The organism is Actinomyces sp. 594, from assembly GCF_019325145.1.
Classification (GTDB): domain Bacteria; phylum Actinomycetota; class Actinomycetes; order Actinomycetales; family Actinomycetaceae; genus Actinomyces.
This window is the reverse complement of the sequence record NZ_PIZC01000067.1, coordinates 16,769-36,607: the sequence shown is the minus strand read 5'-3', so window position 1 is coordinate 36,607 and position 19,839 is coordinate 16,769. Positions and strand designations below refer to the sequence as shown.

12 protein-coding genes are annotated in these 19,839 nt (G+C 69.0%); 5 read left to right on the top strand and 7 right to left on the bottom strand.

What is annotated here, in order from left to right:
* Positions 1-66: 66 nt before the first annotated feature.
* Positions 67-2,379, top strand: coding sequence for an MMPL family transporter (locus GZ998_RS11960; RefSeq protein ID WP_219109963.1), 2,313 nt, complete (start codon positions 67-69; stop codon positions 2,377-2,379).
* A 109-nt stretch (positions 2,380-2,488) separates the two neighbouring features.
* On the opposite strand, the gene GZ998_RS11955 is transcribed toward GZ998_RS11960, so the two are convergent.
* The 4 genes from GZ998_RS11955 to GZ998_RS11940 form a co-directional block, all read right to left on the bottom strand.
* Entirely contained in the window at positions 2,489-3,106 is a 618-nt protein-coding gene (locus tag GZ998_RS11955; protein ID WP_219109961.1) for an L-threonylcarbamoyladenylate synthase, read from the bottom strand.
* 74 nt (positions 3,107-3,180) lie between these two features.
* Positions 3,181-4,122, bottom strand: coding sequence for an AraC family transcriptional regulator (locus GZ998_RS11950; RefSeq protein ID WP_162679576.1), 942 nt, complete (start codon positions 4,120-4,122; stop codon positions 3,181-3,183).
* A 78-nt stretch (positions 4,123-4,200) separates the two neighbouring features.
* Positions 4,201-5,235 (bottom strand): NAD(P)-dependent alcohol dehydrogenase, encoded by a 1,035-nt coding sequence (locus GZ998_RS11945; protein ID WP_161924072.1) that lies wholly within the window; start codon positions 5,233-5,235, stop codon positions 4,201-4,203.
* Between the two features lie 78 nt (positions 5,236-5,313).
* Positions 5,314-6,597, bottom strand: coding sequence for an MFS transporter (locus GZ998_RS11940; RefSeq protein WP_219109958.1), 1,284 nt, complete (start codon positions 6,595-6,597; stop codon positions 5,314-5,316).
* 190 nt (positions 6,598-6,787) lie between these two features.
* Between GZ998_RS11940 and GZ998_RS11935 the strand changes: the two genes are divergently transcribed.
* Both GZ998_RS11935 and GZ998_RS11930 read left to right on the top strand, forming a co-directional pair.
* Entirely contained in the window at positions 6,788-7,501 is a 714-nt protein-coding gene (locus GZ998_RS11935) for an ABC transporter ATP-binding protein (protein ID WP_162679577.1), read from the top strand.
* Entirely contained in the window at positions 7,498-9,057 is a 1,560-nt protein-coding gene (locus GZ998_RS11930) for a DUF6297 family protein (RefSeq protein WP_219109956.1), read from the top strand. Before GZ998_RS11935 ends, GZ998_RS11930 begins: the two co-directional genes overlap by 4 nt.
* A gap of 142 nt (positions 9,058-9,199) precedes the next feature.
* Here GZ998_RS11930 and aspS read toward each other — a convergent pair whose 3' ends face one another.
* The 3 genes from aspS to GZ998_RS13250 all read right to left on the bottom strand — a co-directional run bounded on the left by aspS (position 9,200) and on the right by GZ998_RS13250 (position 14,210).
* Positions 9,200-10,975 carry an aspartate--tRNA ligase gene (gene aspS / locus GZ998_RS11925; RefSeq protein WP_161924075.1) on the bottom strand — a complete coding sequence of 592 codons (1,776 nt, stop codon included), beginning with the start codon at positions 10,973-10,975 and terminating at the stop codon, positions 9,200-9,202.
* A 118-nt stretch (positions 10,976-11,093) separates the two neighbouring features.
* The gene (locus tag GZ998_RS11920) at positions 11,094-11,879 is read right to left on the bottom strand and encodes a hypothetical protein (protein ID WP_308807248.1); all 786 of its coding nucleotides are present in this window, start codon (positions 11,877-11,879) and stop codon (positions 11,094-11,096) included.
* A gap of 45 nt (positions 11,880-11,924) precedes the next feature.
* Positions 11,925-14,210 (bottom strand): hypothetical protein, encoded by a 2,286-nt coding sequence (locus GZ998_RS13250; protein WP_257505981.1) that lies wholly within the window; start codon positions 14,208-14,210, stop codon positions 11,925-11,927.
* A 1,522-nt stretch (positions 14,211-15,732) separates the two neighbouring features.
* Here GZ998_RS13250 and GZ998_RS11910 point away from each other — a divergent pair.
* Complete coding sequence (locus GZ998_RS11910; RefSeq protein WP_219109954.1) at positions 15,733-18,195, top strand: DEAD/DEAH box helicase; 2,463 nt, start codon at positions 15,733-15,735, stop codon at positions 18,193-18,195.
* A gap of 39 nt (positions 18,196-18,234) precedes the next feature.
* Complete coding sequence (locus GZ998_RS11905) at positions 18,235-19,833, top strand: cation:proton antiporter family protein (RefSeq protein WP_162679999.1); 1,599 nt, start codon at positions 18,235-18,237, stop codon at positions 19,831-19,833.
* The last annotated feature ends 6 nt before the right edge of the window (positions 19,834-19,839 follow it).

Sequence of the window (19,839 nt, the reverse complement as noted above, 5' to 3'; positions counted from 1 at the left end):
CACCCGATCCGTGCCGAGACCGAGCGGCGGCCCATTTCTGCTGGGAGGGTCTGTAAGACTAGCCCCATGCTTGCCTGGCTCTCCCGCCGCGTCGTCAAGGACGCCTGGATCATTGTCGGCACCTGGCTGGTTGTCGCGCTGCTGCTGCTGGTCGCATCCGTGACGGGATTGGGCGGGCCCAACTTGTTCGACCGCGCATCGGCAGGCAGTACCGCGGTCGCCGGCACCCAGAGTGCCGAGGGCGAGCAGATCCTGGCGACCTTGTCGGGGGACGCGCAGACGGTGACGCTCCTGGTCACGGACATCGATATCTCCGCCTCTGAGTCCCAGCAGGCGGTTGCCGACGCGCTGGAGGAGGCGCACGCTGACCTGCGCGCACTGGTGGGTGAGCAGAACGTGATCGACCCCTTCGTCGTGCCCGGAATGCTCTCCGAGCCGGCCGCCCAGATGCTGGCCTCGGCAGAGCTGGACGGCTTCCTGATCGTGGTTACCGCCGACCCCAACGGCGCTGAAGTCGCCCCCGCCGATGACACCGCCTACGCCCGCGAGCTGGCCCAGCTGGTCACCAGAGTCGAGGCACGCCTGGCCCAGGTGCCCGGTGAACTGACCGTGGTGGACCCCTCCGTGCGCGGCATCGTCTCCGATGACGCCCTGATGGTCGACACCGTGGGCGATCAGGTCCGCAGCGACCTGCTCAGGGGCGAGCTGATCTCACTCCCCCTGGCGCTGATTGTCATGGTGCTTGTGTTCGGCGGCTTCCTCGCCGCCGGTATGCCGCTGCTGGGCGCTTTCGTCTCGATCGCCGGAACCATGGGAGTGCTGTACGCCCTGAGCTTCGCCATGGAGCTGCAGTCCTTCGTCATCAACATTGTGACGGTGATCAGCCTAGGCCTGTCCATCGACTACGGGCTGCTAGTCACCTCCAGGTACCGGGAGGAGCTGGTCCGCTCCTACGCCGCGGAGGGCGCAGGCACCGGCGGTAGGCAGCGTCGGCGCCGCACCGGACGGCGGGACACACTGATCGCAGACTGCGTGGCAACGACCTTGGCCACGGCCGGCCGCACGGTGCTGTTCTCCGCACTGACAGTGGCCGCCTGCATGCTCGGGCTGGTGCTTGTGGGAACCTCGACCCTGCGCTCCATCGGTGTGGCATGCCTGGCGTCGTGCCTGATCGCGGCCGCCGCCGCACTCACATTGGTGCCGGCGGTACTGGTGCTGCTGGGCCGGCGGATGCTGCGCCCGTCGCTTCTGCAGCGCCTCCCACTGGTCGGAGCCGTACTGCGCCGCACGGGGGACGCCACCGGTGAACGGGGCGTGTTCCGGTGGATCGCCAGGCAGGTCCAGCGCATGGCCTGGGTGGTGCTGGTCGCCTGCGTGGTAGCCCTGGTAGTGCTGGCCTCCCCCGCGCGGAACCTGCACTCGCTGACCTCCACAACCGAGCTGCTGCCCGCAGACTCCGACCAGCGCACCTACCTGACGGTCCTGGAGGAGAACTACTCCGCCGTCACCCAGCAGGACGCTACCGTGATTATTGCCGCCACCGGCGAGCGGGTAACCGACTTCATCAATGCCGACTTGGCCACGTCCGAGGGCGTAGCGCAGGTGCTACGCGTGGCGACCGCGGGCGCTTATACGGTGGTCTACCTCGACCTGGCGGATGAGTCGTCCTCACGTGCGGCGGAGGACGCAGTAGCCACCATGCGCACGCTCGCAGCGCCCGCCGATATGTGGGTGACGGGGCAGGCGGCCAGTCAGCTCGACTTCCGCCTGGCGACGCTGGCGGCCCTGCCATGGGTGGCCGGATTCATCGTGCTGGTTACCTTCGCACTGCTGTTCCTGATGACCGGTTCCCTGCTGGTGCCGCTGAAGGCGCTGGTGATCAACCTGCTTTCACTGGCGGCATCCCTGGGCGTGCTCGCCTGGGTGTTCCAGGAGGGGCACCTGACTGACGTGCTCGGCTTCACCCCCATCGGCGGGGTGGAAGCCTACGTGGTGGTCACCACGATCGGCGTCGGCTTCGGCCTGGCCATGGATTACGAGGTGTTTCTGCTGGGCCGGATCAAGGAGTACTGGGACGCCGGAGCGGACAGCGACACGGCTGTGGCCAAGGGCTTGCAGCGCTCTGGCCGTATCGTCACCTTCGCCGCCCTGATCATGGTCATTGTGTTCCTGGGATTCGTCAGCGGCGAGTTGCTGATCGTCAAGGAGATCGGGCTGGCGCTCGCGATCGTCGTCGCATTGGACGCCACCCTGGTGCGTATGCTGCTCGTGCCTGCCACCATGACGCTGCTGGGCCGGTTGAACTGGTGGGCGCCTGAGCCGCTCAGGCGCGTGTACGAGCGATACGGTCTGGAGGGCCCCGCAGCCGCCCGCTCCTGAACTCAGGCACCAGTGAGGCTGTCCGCCGCCGACGTCGAGTTGCGTACTGCAACCTTTCCGTGCTGGTCACCGGCATGCGTCGGCGACCAGCACGGAATGCTTTCCAGTCTCACAGCAGGCTGGTATCGCCCGCGCCCTCTCTGGCAACCTCCGGAACATCCGCAGTCAGGTCGATTACGGTGGTTGGCTCGGTGGAGGTCACCGGCCCCTCGATGACGACGTCGATCAGGTGGCCGAGTTCCTCCTCAATCTCCCAGCCGTTGGACTCCGGCGTGGTCTGTCCGGGACGAATGAGGGTGGAGGACAGGATCGGGGCGCCGAATTCCTTGACCAGCGCCTGCGCGATGGCGTGGTCGGGGATGCGCACGCCCAGGGTGTGCTTCTTGGGGTTGAGCGTCATCCGCGGCACCTCCTTGGTGCCCTTGAGGATGAAGGTCCATGGACCCGGAGTCAGCCGCTTGATCAGCCGGAAGGCGTTGTTGCCGACGATCGCAAGCGGGCCGACCTGGGCGAAGTTGGCACACACGAAGGTGAAGTTGTGCTTGGAGTCCAGTTGGCGGATGGCGCGTATGCGTTCCAGGCCCTCCTTGTTGCCGGGCGCGCAGGCGAGTGCGTAGCCGGAGTCCGTGGGATAGGCGATGAGCTCACCGTCCCGGAGCCGGTCGACGATCTTGGTGACCAGTCGTGCCTGCGGGGTGACGGGGTGCAACTCAATGTAGCGTGACATGCGGCATATTGTTCCACGGATCACGTCATCTTGTTCCGCGCTGCTTTCGCACCAGGCTGCATGTGCAGGCCGGCTCAGGCGCCTCCGCGCCGGTAGGCGCTGGGGGTGGTGCCGGTCTCGTCCCGAAAGCGGCGGTTGAAGTTGGCCAGGTTGGTGTAGCCGCTCAGCGCGCATACCCGGGCCACCGGCAGGTCGGTGGTGCGCAGCAGGTGGCAGGCCCGTGCGATGCGACGTCGCCGCACCAGTTCGGAGAAGGTGATCCCGGCGGTGACATGGAAGAACCGGGAGAACGCCGATGGGCTGAGCGCAACCAGCTCCGCTGCCCGAGTCATGGAGATCTCCCCCGCCAGGTTGGCCTCGACGTAGTCGAGCACCGTGTTGATCCGGGCGGCGGTGGCGTCGTCGAGGCTGGGTATGTAGCCGGCGGTGGCGATGGGGCGCGCCTCGTCGTCGGGTGCGGACAGGAAGACGTCTACCAGCTCTAGCAGCGCGGCTAGCCGCCCGAGGGGTCCGCGCTGTCCCATCCTCTCCAGCAGTGTGGCTGCCCGCGCACGGCTCGCCCCGGATAGCAGGATGCCCCGACGTGCGCGGTCGACCAGCGCCCGCATGCCGGCTAGTTCTGGCAGCTGCGTGGAAGCCGCCGTGAATCGCTCGGGCAGCACCTGGCACAGCACGTCACGGTCGGGCAGCAGTTCCCCGGGGGCCAGGTCCGACAGCCAGTTGTGCGGCAGGTGCGGGCCCATCAAGGTGACCTGGCCGGCGTCGAAGTCGACGGTGCGGTCACCCGCGAGCATCTGCCCGGAGCCCGCGCGGATCAGATGGAACTCGATCTCGGGGTGGTGGTGCCAGCGTGCGAGCGGGTCGGGATATCCGTGCGTCCACCAGCGCACCGAGGTGCCGACGTCGGGAACGATGACCTCCAGGTCACCCACGTCTAACTTCGCTCCCGAGGCGGACTCGGCGCTCGGGGCGGAGGGGCGTGGGAGCGTGCCGGGGCGGGCCGGTGGGGAGGACACGCGTTCATTGTGCGCGCCCCGCCCACCGGCCCGTGGCCGGTTGCGATGGCTGGCCCTTTGCACGGTTGTGGCCTCGGCTCAGCCCACCGTGATCTGCAGCTTGACGTCCCCGGGGCGGCCCTCGGCCACCCGGTCGAAGACCTCCTTGGCCCGATCCATCGGGAAGGTGTCGGTGATGAAGGGCTTGAGGTCGATCTTGCCGGCAGCCACCAGGTCGATTGCCCGCTGGTAGACGTTGGCATAGCGGAAGACCGTCTCGATGCGGGTCTCACGGGCCTGCACCTCGGTGACATCCACGGTGACCGGGTCCACGGGGATGCCGACCAGCACGGTGCGGTTGCCGGGGGCGCCCAGCTTCCACAGGTCCTCATAGGCCGACGGGTGGCCGGAGGCCTCGAAGACGACGTCGGCGCCCCAGCCGGCGGTGCGCTCGTTCACGACGTCGAGCAGGCGCTGCTCGCGCAGGTCCACGGTGACCACGCCGGGGATCTGGGAGGCGATCTCGAGCTTGACCGGGGAGACGTCGGAGACGATGGCGGTGGAGGCGCCGCCGGCGAGAGCCGCGGCGGCCGTGAGCATGCCGACCGTGCCGCAGCCCGAGACGACGGCGACGTCGCCTGGGTGAATGGCGGCCTTCGTGGCTGCGTGCATGCCGACGGCCAGCGGCTCCAGCAGGGCGCCCTCCCCGTAGGAGACGTTGTCGGGCAAGTGGTAGGTGAAGGCGGCCGGGTGGATGACCTCCTCAACCAGGCAGCCGTCCACCGGCGGAGTCGCCCAGAAGGAGACGGCGGGGTCGACGTTGTACATGCCCATGCGGGAGGCCCGCGAGCTCATGTCCGGCACGCCCGGCTCCATGGCCACACGGTCGCCGACGGCGAAGTCGGTGACGCCCTCACCGACTTCCAGCACGGTGCCGGAGGCCTCGTGGCCCAGGATCATCGGCGCCTCGACGATGTACCTGCCGATGCGCCCGTGCGTGTAATAGTGGACGTCCGAGCCGCAGATGCCGACGGTGTGCGGGGCGATGCGCAGTTGGCCGGGGCCACAGACGAGGTCACCGGGAACCTCGCGGACGTTGATCTCGTTGCGCTTCTCTAGAACTACAGCCTTCATGGTTTCTTCTCCTGGTGGGTTGGTTGCGGGAGTTTGGTGTGATTCGCGGCTTTAAGGAGGGTCGGCGATTGGATGGGTTCAGGCATCCACCTCCGTCACGCGGCGGTCGGCTGTGGCCGGCAGGCGCCGCCCATTGCGGTCGAAGCCGGGCTGGTCGGGGTGGATGAAGACGGTGATCAGGGAGCCCAGCAGGTACAGGGCGGTATAGGTCCAGCACACTCCGGCGACGCCGATGTGCGGCAGCAGCAGGGTGACCAGTCCGGGGCCGACGAAGGTGGTCAGGCCGGAGGCGAGGTTGTTGGCGGAGATGGCGGCCCCGCGGTGCTCGGGCGCCAGGGCGGGGAATACGGCGGCCATGGGGACGAAGGCGGTCACGCCCATGCCCAGGAGTACGGCGGCGGCGCCTAGGGCGATCATGTTGCCGCCCAGGAACTGCGGCACGTAGTAGAAGCCGAGGGTGGCGGCGGCGCAGAACCAGCACCCGTACCAGCGCATCTGCCGCATCCAGCCGTAGCGGTCGCCGATCCAGCCCCAGAAGAGGTTGCCGAAGACGGTGACGGCGAACTGGATGCCCCAGATGGTCATCCACTGCGGCATGGTGAACCACTCCTCGCCGTAACCGGCCGTGGTCAGGTACAGCGGCATGATGACCGGGAAGCCATAGAGACTGAGGTTGCAGATGACGCGGACGATCGCCGTCAGGGCCACCTCGCGGTTGGTACCGAGGATGGTCACCCCTACCGACAGTTGTCGCAGCGTGTCGCGCAGGTCACCGCGCACCGGTTGAGGCTCGCCACGTCCGACGAACAGTAGGCAGAGCAGGCCGCCGGTGATGGTCCAGGCCAGGGAGAACCACAGCGTGCCCCGCTCGCCGATGAAGTTGATGGTGCGGGCGGGGATCCAGGAGCCCAGGCAGCCGATGCCGATGGAGTAGGCGGTCCAGAACCAGCCCATGGCGGAGGCGCGGGATGCCGGCGCAACCTTCTGGGTGATGTACACGACGAAGGAGTAGATGAACAGCGGATAGGCCAGTCCGCGGCCGGCGTAGACCACCAGGATCAGTGGGTAGAGGCCCGAGGGGATGGCTACGCCGATGAACATCAGGTGCAGGCTGATCCACAGCCCGGCTCCAATGAGCATGATCCGGCGGACCCCGAAGGTCTCGGCCATGACGCCGGATGCCCAGCCTGCCAGGGCGGCCATCAGGCCGTAGGCGGTGATGACCGTTGACGCCTGGGTGGCGGCGAAGCCGAGGGAGACGAGGTACTTGGACAGGAAGGTCAGCTCGAAGCCGTCACCGGTCATGAATACGGCTATGGCGATCAGCCCGGGGATCAGGATCTTCGGGGGTGCAAGGCGCATGTGTTTCACTCCGTCGTGTCGGTGCCGCGGCTCAATCCGCGGTTGCTGGTTGAAGCATCGTTCCGGACGCGCACGGCGGTCTTCCGGCGCCTATGCCGGGCACCGGTACTTTCTTGACCTGCGCGGCGGCGCGCTTTGCTGCCCGGGCCGGTAGCATCGGGCGCAACCGCTAGGGTCGAGGAGGACCGCCATGCCCGGGTCACGTACACCTGCAGTGGGCGGCCAGGCGTTGGTTACCGCCCGTAATCTGAGCGTGGGCTATGGCGAACACGCGGTGTGCGCCCCGGCGAGCTTCACGCTCCGCCCCGGTGAGGTCCTGGCACTGGTCGGTGTCAACGGTGCCGGCAAATCCACTCTGCTGCGCACCTGCCTCGGCCTGCTCCCACCCATCGACGGCGAGGTGACGCTGCTGGGGCGGATGCCCGACCCGCGCTCGGGGCGGCAGCGCCGGGCGGTGGCGCGCGACCTGGGCGAGGAGTCCTTCTTCCCCACCCTGACCGTCGCCGAGCATCTCGCCCTGGTCTGCTATGGACACTCCACCCCCGCGCCGGAGCGCACCGCCGCCGAACTTCTGGACGAGTTCAATTTGGCGGCTGCGGCGCATGCCCTGCCCGATGAGTTGTCATCGGGACAGCGGCGCCGCCTGGCGCTGGCCGCGGTACTGGCCCGTCCCCGCCGCCTACTGGTGCTGGATGAGCCGGAGCAGCGTCTGGATCACGTCACCCGCCGCGCCCTCGCCCGCAGGCTAGTTGCTGAGCGGAAGGCGGGAATCGGGGTACTGCTCGCCTGTCATGACGCGGAGTTTGTAGGCACCGCGGCGACCGAGGTACTGCTGGTCGGCAATGACACCCGCCCACTCAGCGTCGCCGACGGAGTACGCGCCATCACTGAAGGCACGCTATGAAAGCGCCCGCGCACCGCTCCGCCGAGCTGCCCTCGGGCCGGGACTTGCGCAGATGGGCGCGCGCTCACACGGTCAGCACGCGCAGCCGCTGGGCGCTACTCGGAGACGTTTACGACACCGTGCTGGCCGCCGCCGTGATCGGCGCCATGGCGGCGCCGTACCTGGGGCGTTTGGGGACCGGCTCCACGCCGTCCGGTAACGGGTCCACCGTCGTGGCCCCGGTGTGGGCGGTGCTGCTGCTGATCTTGGTGCTGACGCGTCTGCTCCTGGATCCGCTGCGGCGGCTGGGTCCGCTGTTCCTGCGTCCCTACGAGGTCACCTGGTGGCTGCCCATGCCCGGGGACCGGCGCGGTCTGCTTGATCCGGTGGCGCGGGCGGAGATGAGCTTGGCGGTGGCGGTAGGCGCCGCCACCGGGCTCCTGATGGCGGTGGTGGCGGGCGCCGAACCGACGACGGCCGCCGGGATGATACTGCTCGGCGGGAGTACCGCTGAGCTGTTGCTCCTGGCGCTGGTGCAGGCACAGGTGAACGACGCGGGTGTGCGCGGGGCGGGAGCGGCGGTGCTGATTGCGGCGGCAACCGCGTTTGCCGCCGGTGTCGGCGGTGTTCCCTTCCCGGATCATGCGGGCGGAGCCCTATTCACGGCCTCTGGGCTGCTGGCAGGCGTGGCGGCCGTGGCGTGGTGGTGGCGATTGCGGACTCGGCTGGTCGATGTGCCGGACGCACGCCTGGCGGAGGTGGCAGCGCGCAATCTGGGTGCACAGGTGTCCCTGCTGTCCCTGGACACGCGCGCGTTGGGGCGTCTGCTGTCGGCTCCGGCGCGACGCCCATCCGGCTCCTCTCGCCTGCCATTGGTCCGCTTCGCCCTCCGCCTTCCGCGCGGACTGCGTCCCCTGCTGGGAGTGGCCCAGGCGGATTGGCTGCTGCTGCGGCGCCAGCCGCGGCGGGCCCTGCAACTGCTGGCGGGCCTGGTCATTGCGCTCTTCCCCGTGATGTCCAGCGGGGTCGGCACCGTGGGAGCGCTGGTCTTCCACCTGATCGGCGGCTGGGTGGCGGTGCTGACTCTTGCCGAACCTGCTCGGCGCGCCTGGTTCGACGGTGGAGCCGACGCCTCCTGGCCGGCCAGTCCCCTGCTGGTCCGGTGCGGGCACCTGCTGGTGCCCACGGTGGTGATGATCCTCTGGACGGTTCCGGTGGTGCTCGTGCGCCTGTTGACCGCAGGCCGACTGCCTGCGACCGCCGGTGAGGCGTGGGCGGTACTGGGCCTGGTGCTGGTGGCGGGCTGTGGCTGGGCCGGAGCGGCGTTGCGCTCAGGATTCCGGCCCACGCCGGACTTCTCCCTGGGTCTGGTCGCCTCACCGATCGGGTCACTGCCGCCGGGCGCGGTCGAGATGCTGGTCAGCGGTCCCGACGCGGCCGCACTGGTAGGCCTGCCGACTGCGCTCCTCGCCGCGGGGGTGGCCAAGCCGGAGCAGATACTGCTCGCCCAGCTCGTGGCCAGTGCCGTTGTCATCGCCTGGGGACTGTTGACCGGTAACCGAATGCTGCGGCAATGAATCGCTCACACCTGGGCAGGTCCGGCAGGCCGGTGGGAGGATCCAGAGAATCATGCGCCGGCCCGGTTGCGAAAACCCGGGCGGGGCCATCTCGGCCCGGCCCGGGTATCTCCATTCGCTGTGGTCGCCCGCGGTTGGTTCCCTACTCCGCCGACTCGGGGACGGCGTCGACGCCGGCCTCCTTGCGCTGCTCCGGCGTGATCGGCGCGGGGGCGTCGGTGAGCGGGTCGTAGCCGCCACCGGACTTGGGGAACGCGATCACGTCACGGATGGAGTCCGCGTGGGTGAGCAGGGACACGATGCGGTCCCAGCCGAAGGCGATGCCGCCGTGCGGCGGGGCGCCGAACTTGAAGGCGTCCAGCAGGAAGCCGAACTTCTCCTGTGCCTCCTGTGGCCCAATGCCCATGACATTGAAGACGCGCTCCTGCACGTCGCGGCGGTGGATACGGATGGAGCCGCCTCCGATCTCGTTGCCGTTGCACACGATGTCGTAGGCGTAGGCGAGGGCGGAGGCGGGGTCGGTGTCGAAGGTGTCCAGGCACTCCGGCTTGGGCGAGGTGAAGGCGTGGTGGACCGCGGTCCAGGCGGACTTGCCCAGGGCCACGTCGCCTTCGGCCTTGGCCTCGGCCGACGGCTTGAACAGGGGTGCGTCCACCACCCACACGAAGGACCAGGCGTCGTCGTCGATCAGCCCGCAGCGCTTGCCGATCTCCAGGCGGGCGGCGCCCAGCAGGGCGCGGGATGCGTCCACGGTGCCGGCCGCGAAGAAGATGCAGTCCCCTGGCTTCGCCCCAGCGGCCGCCGCCAGGCCGGCGCGCTCGGCGTCGGTAATGTTCTTGGCGACTGGTCCGCCGAGGGTGCCGTCTTCTGCAACCGTGACATAGGCCAGGCCGCGGGCCCCGCGCTGGCGGGCCCACTCCTGCCAGGCGTCGAAGGTGCGGCGGGACTGCGCGGCCCCACCGGGCATGACCACGGCGCCGACGTAGGGGTTCTGGAAGACCCGGAAGGTGGTGTCCTTGAAGAACTCGGTGAGGTCTACCAGCTCGAGTCCGAAGCGCAGGTCCGGCTTGTCGGTGCCGTAGCGCTCCATGGCGTCGTGGTAGGTCATGCGCGGGATCGGGGTGGGCAGCTCGTAGTCGATCAGAGCCCACACCTCCTTCAGGATGTCCTCGGCGACGGCGATGACGTCCTCCTGATCCACGAAGCTCATCTCCACGTCCAGCTGCGTGAACTCCGGCTGGCGGTCGGCGCGGAAGTCCTCGTCGCGGTAGCAGCGAGCGATCTGGTAGTAGCGCTCCATGCCGGCCACCATGAGCAGTTGCTTGAACAGCTGGGGGCTTTGCGGCAGGGCGTACCAGGACCCCGGTGCGAGGCGCGCCGGCACCAGGAAGTCACGGGCGCCCTCCGGGGTGGAGCGGGTCAGCGTGGGCGTCTCGATCTCCACGAAGTCGTGTCCATCCAGCACGCGGCGGGCAGCGCGGGAAACCTTGGAGCGCAGCCGCATGGCGTGCTGCATCGGGGTGCGGCGCAGGTCGAGGTAGCGGTACTTCAGGCGGGTCTCCTCCCCCACCTGGCCGGAGTCCTCGGCGTGGTCGGAGACCTGGAAGGGCAGCGCCGCCGCGGGGTTGAGGATCTCGACGTCGGAGACGACTACCTCAATCTCCCCGGTGGGCAGGTTGGGGTTGGCGTTGCCCTCGGGGCGTGCGGAGACCTCACCGGTCACCTGGAGCACGTACTCGGCGCGCAGGTCGTGGGCGACCTCCTCCCGGATGACAACCTGGGCGATGCCGGAGGCATCACGCAGATCAATGAAGGCGACGCCGCCGTGGTCACGACGGCGATCTACCCACCCGGCAAGAGTGACGACTTCTCCGATGTCGGCTGCGCGCAGAGTACCTGCGTCACGGGTTCGCATCACGGTGCTGTTTTCCTTCCGTTGGGGGCGCTGAGCCGGCGCCCGGCGGGGCGCACCGCGAGACGGGCGGGCGCCGGCGCGATACTACGCCGAGCGCGGCCCCGGCTGAGCGGCCCACGGTTCACCGGCGGGCCGCGTACTCGAGGTCGCGCTCGTAGGCGATTAGCCGACGGCGCTCGATGAGCACGATCACGGTGAGCACCAGCAGGATCGCACCCAGCGCGAACAGCACAGTCGTGACCACCGGCAATGACGCCGCCGCCCAGCTCCCGCCTGACGACGAATTACCGGACACGCCCCCGGCTGCGGCGGGTCCTGCCGCCGCGCGGGTACTGGTCGGTGTGTCGGTTGGCGCCGCAGCCTCCGCGGGCTCCGTAGCCTCGGCGGGCCTTGGTGCGGGCGGTTTGGCCGCTGACTCGCCGCCGATGATGGTGACGTCGGCAACGTTGAAGTACGGGCTCTTGTTGGTGTAGTCGAGGGTGCGCACGGCGTTGGTCGGAATGTCCTCACCCGCCGTGACCCGGAAACGCAGCCAGTGTGGTCCCTTGGAAATGTACCCGGGCAGTGCCAGAGCGCCGGCGTAGGTGCCGTCCTCACCTACCGTGAGTTCACCGATGACACCCGAGTCTCCGCCGGGCGCGGAGTCGTGGTCGTCAACCAGGATCTCCACGGAGGCACCCTGCGGGAAGCCCGAGAGCGTGTAGGTAAGCGTCCCGCCGACCGCAATCGTGGACGGGCTGACGGTTGACGCCGTGCCCATCGTCGAGTCACCCATCACCGAGTCGGCGCGGGCGGCCGCGCCGGGCACCACCGTCAGGAGGAGTGCGAGCAGCACTGCGAGTACGCGCGCGTACGCGCCTGCGCGTACCCCAAGGGTGCGCGGGACGGCAACCCGCAGTCCTTTCACCACACCCCTCCTCTCGTTACGCGGCTGTAACAAGCATACACGTCATCAGCCGGTGAATCGCCCGGTGAATCGGTCAGTCATCCGCCTTCCCGACTGGTTCAGGGTCGGGACCGCCAGTATCAGGAAGGAAGCCCCGCCCAGTACCAGCAGCAAGCCGGCGGATACGAGCTTCCAGCCGTCCGCCCCGAGCCCGGCGTCGCTACCAGTGAGGTCCTCGCCTGTGATCAGGGTGACCGACGCGCCCGTCGCCGAGTCGTCCTGGGTGCTGCCGGTCTCGGCGATCTCCAGCTGTGCCCATCCCAGTAGCTCGCTATCGCGGTTGCCCACGGCGATCTTGTAGCTTCCTGGGTCCAGCGTGGAGATGTCCACGGATACGGAGTTATCGGCGTCTACCTGGACCCAGCCGGCAGTGGTCGCCCCGGGGAACACGAACACTGCAACCCAGTCGCCCTCATGAACCTTGGCTACCGGGAAGATCAGGGTAATCCTGGCCCCTTGCCGGGTTCCGGACAGTGAACCCGCATTGTCGGGGCCTAGCTCGCTGGCATCCTGAACCGGGGATGCGGGGGCGGCACTGGGCCGGATACTGTCGGCCGCGGTGCTCGGGTTGGCGGGTTGCGCCACGGGACCGGAGCCGGAGTCCTCCGGCGGAGTGACTGCGTCCGGCGCCGGGGAGCCCGCAGGCGGGTTGGTGGGCGGTTCCTGCAGGATGAGGGGATCCACGTCTACGCCCTCATTGAGCGTTTCGAAACTAGTTGGAACAGCCGTTGGGCGCGGATCGGCGGCAGGTGCCGACGGCGCGCCGGGTGCAGGACTCCCGGGGCCGGTGTACGCCTGTGACGCCGTCGCGCTCGGCAGCCCGGGGGCGGCCGGGGCGGTGGTCGCCCCAGTTGCGGGGGGCTGCGTCTCATCGGGCACCCCGATGCTCGGCGACGCCGTCGGCTCACCAGTGGGCTGCTGCGAGGACTCGGTCGGCTGCGCCTGTGCCGTCGGAGACTCGGTAGGCGCATCAGTAGAAGCCTCGGTCTCCGGAGACTCGGTAGGCGCATCAGTAGGGGCCTCGGTCGGCTGGACCTCGCCGGTCGGGACCGGGGTGGGCACCTCGTCGACGGTCGGGGCTACAGTCGCTTGCGCGCTCGGAGCCGCTGTCGGGCCCGCGGTCGGCTGGGACTCTGCCGCCGCGGTCGGGGTAGCGGGGGCCGAGCCCCCACCGCCTGCGGGGATACGCACCGAAACCGCACCGGCCTGCCCCCCGGTCGCAGTTGCGGACACGGTGTACCCCTCCGCCAGCTGCACCCCTGCGGCCTCAAGGGCACCGGCGGAGATCACGAAGCGCGTTCCGTAGAAGCGGGCCCGCACGTTAACAGTTCTGGCACTGCCGGCGGGATCGGATACGGTCAGAGCGACCTTGAAGGTTCCGGCGATGTTGGTACTGCGGTCGAAGGACCAGCCGGTGCCGATCAGCGCGCCGTCGGAGTACGTGAGCGTGGCTCCGGTCGTCGGCTCGGGCAGCCGAACATCCATGGTCAGGGTGTCTACGGTCGACCACTGCTCCTGCGCCGAACCGCGCCACTGCATGGTGTATACGCCAACGTGCGGTTCCATGGCCTGCGTGAAGGGCCACAGCGGCAGGGCATAGTTCGAGCGGCCGCCGGTGAACACCGGGAAGATGGTTGCAGATTGCACCGAGCCGGAGTCATCGACAATCCGGATCTGAACCGGGGCGGTAACCGACCCCGTCGCGCCCAGGGGCCGCCCTGCTGCGTCAGTCCAGCCGGAGAACATCAGTAGTGGGCGGTCACTGCTGCTCGAGGAGACGTAGGTGGCGCCGGGATCCCTCACCGCCACCATCATCGTGCTCGCGGCGCCACGGTGCGCTGATGCAGAGGCCGTAGTACCGGGAGCTGTCGCCGACTGCGTGGCGGCCTCGGCATCGTCTGCGGCAGGCAGTAGCGCGCCGCCGTCTCGCGTGTTGGCCTCCGTCTCTTGCGAGGCGGTTGCGACGGGAGCCGCTTGCCGGGAGGCGCCTACTGCTTCAGGCGCTGCCGTGTCGGCTGGGGTCGTGGCGGCATCGGCGGTCACGAAGATGTCCGCCCCGATACCGGCCCCTCCGGGCGCTCCCGATCCCGCTGCCGTAGCCGTCGTCGAGACAGCGGCTACGGCAGGCTTGGCTGCGTACGCTGCGGGTGCTGCGTGCCCGCCGACGACGGCGCCGGCTCCGGCGGAAGTCGCGAAGACCAATCCGAGCGCGGCGGGCAGAGTCAGCGCGGCCCGCAGCAGTGGTCTGCGGGTCGGACGTATCGCCTTGGCGTGACGCGGAAGTTGGGGCATTGAATCGGAACTCGTCTGTTGGCCTTGGTTTATTGGTCTATTCGGGAACCGTTGCGACGCGGGCACGGTGACGACGGGTACAACCAGCAGGCGTTCTCGGGCGGCCTCGTCAGCCTCGAAATACAGGGCCTTCGAGGAGCTCGGAAGTGGCGCACGCGGGTCATGCCCAACGCGTCACGATGGTACCGCCCAAATTGTCTGAGAGACACTGAAATGTTGGGCGCATGGGAGACGTAGCCCGCATTTTCGACCTCGACGCCGGCCCGGCAGCCCCCGGCGCCGCTCGGCATATTGCCCGCGATGCCGGGGAATACTCCGCACATCGCACATCCCCTGCGCTGCGCGCGCAACACGGGTTTCAGTATTGTCTCGAATATCTCGGTGTCATGTATGGGCGTGTTGATTCGAGGCTCTTCCGGTTTGTGGGCGTGGTGGTTGGGTGCGTGTGCGCGCTGGGTGGGTGGCGGCTTGTGGCTCGGCGTGGCGGCTGGTATGCCCCTGGTTGACGGTTCGTACGTTCTGGTCGACGATTCGTACTCTGTGGTGACGGTTCGTACGGTAGGGGTACGTAGCGTCGCCGAAAGGTACGTAGCGTCGGTGCAAAGGTACGAACCGTCATGCGAAGTGCCGAAGCGTCGCAAGGGGACCGTGCCGTCACGCTGGGGCTGTGCCGCCGCGCGGGAAGCGCCGATGTGTCACCCCCGGGGTGCGCGAGCGAGTCCACCAGACGCCGCCCGGGAATACATGAGTTGGGGTCACCCCCGGGGGGCGCACGGGTGAGCGGGCCCGGTTCGCGGCTCCTCGCAGCGGTGCGTGGCGCGCACGGCGCCGTGGGCGTGGTCCATACGTGGTTGTCTGTAGCTGGCTGACACCGGCGTAGCCCGCACGGCGCCGTGGGCGTGGCACTCGCCGGCTGTGACGTGCGCGCGCATGGGCACGTCTTTGCCTGCGGCGCCCGGGCGCGGTAGCAGAATCACAGGCACCGCCGGAAGCGCCGGAACCGGTCGCTGGCCGGCGCCACCAACCGCCACCGCCCCGCTCCAGCAGCCGCATGGCCTCAACAACTCCAACGCCCCCTCCGCGCCGCCCACACGGCCGACCCTGCCGCCCCGCGCGCGACCCCGCCGAACCGAGCGCGACCACCACACCGCGGCCCGGCCCTCAATGCGCACCCGCAAACCTAAAGAGCCCAATTCGCAGGTCCGAAGAGACCGGACTCACGTGTGAGTTGTTGCGCGCAAGCGCAATTGGCCCGCCCGCCGCGGCGCGCTAACCCTAAGCTGGTACCAGGAGTGATCCGTGCTGTGAACCCCGTTCACGGCTCGTTCTGCCGCCTCAAGTCAGCGGCGCCGAGCGTGATCCCGTGAGTATGTACGTGAAGCCCGCGAATTCAGCCGTGTACTACGCGGCGGAAAGCCGGGCAGCTGTGGTGGGTGCGGCGCGGCAAGAGCGGAGGCCGCCCGGTCTCCCCCACACTCCGCGACCGGTTCCACACAGCGGAACCAGATACGGGAAAGCAAAGATGACATCTACCCCGACTGGGCCCTCTGCGCCCTTCGGCACCCCCGATGAGGCCCCCCTGGGCATCGACGACCTGTTCAGCGCGCAGATCGGCGGCGCGCCTGTAAGCACATCACCCTCTGACGTCTCCGCCGCACCGAGCCCGGCGAGCCCGGAGGGCGCTGCCTCGGACGAGCATGCGGACACCGTCGCCGCTCCTGCCGATGCCGACTCCGGCCCCGCCTTCGTTTCGCCCCCGTCGGCGGATTCCTTTGACACTCCGGCGTCCTCCGACTCCCCTGAGGATCCGGAGGGCCTCGAGGACGAGCACGAGGAGGACGACGTCGACCTGAACCTTCCGGAGAACGACCCCGAGTACCCCGAGACCGACTCGGACCCCGGGCAGGACGAGTATGACGACCTCGCCGCCGGTGATGCCCCAGAGGACGGGGCCGGCGCCGAAGACGCGGACGTCGAGGAAGATGACGACGCGGCACAGACGCGGGAGGATCAGGAGGATACGGAGGCCTCCGCGGAGGCTCCCGCAGAGGTAACCTTCGATGCTCTTGGGCTTCCGGCCGACCTGCTGAAGGCGGTAAAGGACATGGGCTTCGAGGTTCCGACCCCGATTCAGCGTGAGGCCATCCCCGTACTGCTGTCCGGACGCGACGTCGTGGGCATCGCCCAGACGGGAACAGGCAAGACCGCTGCCTTCGGACTGCCGCTGCTGGACGCCGTCGACGCCCGCGACGGCGCGGTACAGGCCCTGGTGCTGGCGCCGACTCGTGAGTTGGCGCTGCAGAGCGCCGAGGCCATCACCGACATGGCGTCCCGCTCACGCGGACTCGACGTCGTCGCCGTATACGGCGGCGCGCCCTACGGGCCGCAGATCGGGGCGCTCAGGGACGGCGCCCAGGTGGTCGTGGGCACCCCCGGACGCATCATCGACCTGATCGAGAAGGGCGCTCTGAGCCTGGATGAGGTGAAGTACTTCGTCCTGGATGAGGCCGACGAGATGCTGCGCATGGGATTCGCCGAGGACGTGGAGACGATCGCCGCCACCATTCCGGCCGAGCGCCGCACCGCCCTGTTCTCCGCCACCATGCCGCCCGCCATTCAGGAGGTCGCCCGCCAGCACCTGGACAACCCGGTGCGTGTGGAGGTAGCCCGTCAGGCCTCCACCGTGGACACCGTCCACCAGACCTACGCGGTGGTGCCCTTCCGCCACAAGATCGGGGCGGCCGCGCGCGTGCTGGCGGTTACCGACGCTGAAGCCGCCCTGGTGTTCGTGCGCACCAAGTCCACCGCCGAGGACGTGGCCATCGAGCTTGCCGGCCGCGGCATTCAGGCGGCCGCGATCTCCGGCGACGTGCCTCAGCGCGAGCGCGAGCGGCTGGTCGAGCGGCTGCGCGCCGGCACCCTCGACGTACTGGTCGCCACCGACGTTGCCGCCCGCGGCCTGGACGTGGACCGCATCGGCCTGGTTGTCAACTTTGACGTGCCCCGCGAGGCGGAGGCCTACGTGCACCGCATCGGCCGCACCGGCCGCGCGGGTCGCCACGGCGAGGCCGTCACCTTCCTGACCCCGAAGGAGAAGGGCAAGCTCCGCCAGATCGAGCGCCTGACCGGCACCCGGCTGGAGGAGGTCACCCTCCCCTCCCCCGCCGACGTTTCGGCGCACCGCGCCGGCAAGCTGCTTGAGCGGGCCGCAGCCCGGTACGAGCGCGGGCGCCTGGAGATGTACACCGAGCTGGTAGCCGCCAAGAGCGAGGAGCTGGGGGTGGACGCCGACGAGCTCGCCGCTACTTTGCTGGCGCTGGCGGTTGGTGACGAGGGCCCGCGCCGACGCCGCGATGGGGAGCGGCCGCGGCGCGGCAGCCGTGAGGAGCTCCTGGATGAGGACGGCTCCTTCGTGTCAGCGTCCTTCGAGGGCGGCCGCGACGACCGTCGCGGGCGCCGCGGAGACCGCATCGACGGCAAGCCGGGTGCCGGTCGCGGCGGGCGTCGACGTCATGAGGACGGCTCAGGCACCGTGTACCGCATTGAGGTCGGACACCGAGACCGGGTGCTGCCGGGGGCGATCGTCGGCGCCCTGGCCAATGAGGGCTCTATCTCCGGGTCGGATATCGGCAAGATCGACATCATGCAGTCCTTCTCCCTGGTGGAGATCCACACGCCGCTGAGCCAGGAGCAGCTGGAGAACATGCGCCACGCCACCTTCGCCGGCCGGGAGCTGCGTATTCGTGTGGACGAGGGGCCCGGGCACGGCTGGGATGGTCCGCGGGGTGGTCGCTCCGGTGGCGGGTACCGGGGCGGACGGAACAATGACCGCGGTTCCGGACGTTATGATCGCGGCGGCTTCAGGCGGCGCTACGACCGTGATGACCGCCGCAACGACAGGAATGACAGGAGCGGGCGCTGGGACAACCGCGGTTGGGACGGCCGCCGCAAGGGAGGCTTCCGCGGTAATCGCGACGGGCGGTGACGGTACCGGCTAGGAACCCGGCCGCAGAGAGGAGAGGGCATGATCCCCGCCGTGTATCTACTGGCCGTGGTGGTCTTCGGATTCACCGCCACCTTGCTGCGGCTACCGCCGCTGGTCGGGTTCTTGGCCGCCGGATTCGTGCTGGGATCATCGCCGCTGCCGAACCTGGGGTTCGTAGAGGTGCTGGGAGACCTCGGGGTTGCGGTCCTGCTGTTCACCATTGGGCTCAAGCTTGACCTGCGCGTACTGCGCCGCAGGGAGGTAGCGGGCACGGCACTCATCGTCATGGTGGTGCTGACCGTCCTCGGCACGGCGGTTGTGGCGGCGATGCTGGCGGCGGGCCTGCAGCTGGGCGCCGCTACACCCGCGGGCGTGGCGGCAGTCGGCTTCGCCCTGTCCTTCTCCTCGACGGTGGTGGTTGTCAAGCTACTCGAGGACCGCGATGATGCCGGCTCCCTGTACGGGCGTATCGCTATCGGTGTGCTCGTGCTGCAGGACATTGCTGCAGTCGCCTACATGACCGCCGTGTCAGGGCGTACGCCGAGCCCGTGGGCAGCCGCCCTGGTGCTGCTGTGGCCGGCATCCCGGCTGTTCGGGAAAGTGCTCGACCGCATTGACCACCGGGAGATGCGTGCCCTGTTCGGCATGTCTATGGCGCTGCTTCCCGGCTACCTGCTGTTCGATCTGGTTGGCATCGACGGTGATCTGGGCGCCCTCATCATGGGCGCGCTACTAGCCTCGCACCCGGCCGCGAAGGAGTTGTCCGGCGCCCTGTTCACCATCAAGGAGATCCTGCTGGTGGGGTTCTTCCTCGCCATCGGGCTGGACGGTATCCCCGAGACCGCGTCCTTCGCCTTCGCGGGCGTGCTGCTACTCCTGCTGCCGGTGCGCTCGCTCGTGTACACCCTGGTGGTGCGTACGCTGGGCATGCGGCGCCGCACCTCGGTGCTCACCGGCCTGGCACTGACGGCATACAGCGAGTTCGCGCTGATAGTGGTGGGCACGGCCTCCGAGCACGGGTTGCTGGGCCGGGAGTGGCCCGCCGCGGTCTCCTTGGCGCTAGCGCTGTCCTTCGTGGTGTCCGCCACGGTCAACCACAAGCCAGTCGCACTGGTGCAGTGGATGTCCGCGCTCCTGCCCCACCGGCCGGTAGCCGCACTGCACCCGGACGAGCAGCCCCTGCCGCTGGATGGCGTCAGCACGGTCGTGTTCGGCATGGGGCGCGCCGGACGCTCCACCTACACCCGGCTGTACGCCGACGGGCATAGCGGCGTGCTCGGTATCGACAATGACGCCACCAAGGTGGAGGAGCTGACGCGTCAGGGATTCAACGTCATTGAGGCCGACGCCACCGACCGGCAGTTCTGGGAGCGGCTGGGAGCCGTGCAGGTCTCCACGGTGGTGTTGGCCATGTCCTCGCCGGGTGCGAATGTGCACGTGCTGGAATGGCTGGACCGCACAAGGTTCGCCGGCCGGGTCCTGGCGATCGCCCGCTACGACGATGAGGCCGCCACCATGCGGGACGCGGGCGTCGACGTGGTTATCAACCTGTACGAGGGCGCCGGTGAGGCGCTTGCCCGTGCGGCTGAGTCACTGGGGACCGATGCGCCCGCATCAGCGGACGCCGACGGCTCCTGAGCCCGG

What these genes read in the sequence shown, in the direction of transcription:
- GZ998_RS11960 (WP_219109963.1), top strand. Translation starts at nt 67, where the DNA reads ATGCTTGCCTGGCTCTCCCGCCGCGTCGTCAAGGACGCCTGGATCATT.
- GZ998_RS11955 (WP_219109961.1), bottom strand. Translation starts at nt 3,106, where the DNA reads ATGTCACGCTACATTGAGTTGCACCCCGTCACCCCGCAGGCACGACTG.
- GZ998_RS11945 (WP_161924072.1), bottom strand. Translation starts at nt 5,235, where the DNA reads ATGAAGGCTGTAGTTCTAGAGAAGCGCAACGAGATCAACGTCCGCGAG.
- GZ998_RS11940 (WP_219109958.1), bottom strand. Translation starts at nt 6,597, where the DNA reads ATGCGCCTTGCACCCCCGAAGATCCTGATCCCCGGGCTGATCGCCATA.
- GZ998_RS11935 (WP_162679577.1), top strand. Translation starts at nt 6,788, where the DNA reads ATGCCCGGGTCACGTACACCTGCAGTGGGCGGCCAGGCGTTGGTTACC.
- GZ998_RS11930 (WP_219109956.1), top strand. Translation starts at nt 7,498, where the DNA reads ATGAAAGCGCCCGCGCACCGCTCCGCCGAGCTGCCCTCGGGCCGGGAC.
- GZ998_RS13250 (WP_257505981.1), bottom strand. Translation starts at nt 14,210, where the DNA reads ATGCCCCAACTTCCGCGTCACGCCAAGGCGATACGTCCGACCCGCAGA.
- GZ998_RS11910 (WP_219109954.1), top strand. Translation starts at nt 15,733, where the DNA reads ATGACATCTACCCCGACTGGGCCCTCTGCGCCCTTCGGCACCCCCGAT.
- GZ998_RS11905 (WP_162679999.1), top strand. Translation starts at nt 18,235, where the DNA reads ATGATCCCCGCCGTGTATCTACTGGCCGTGGTGGTCTTCGGATTCACC.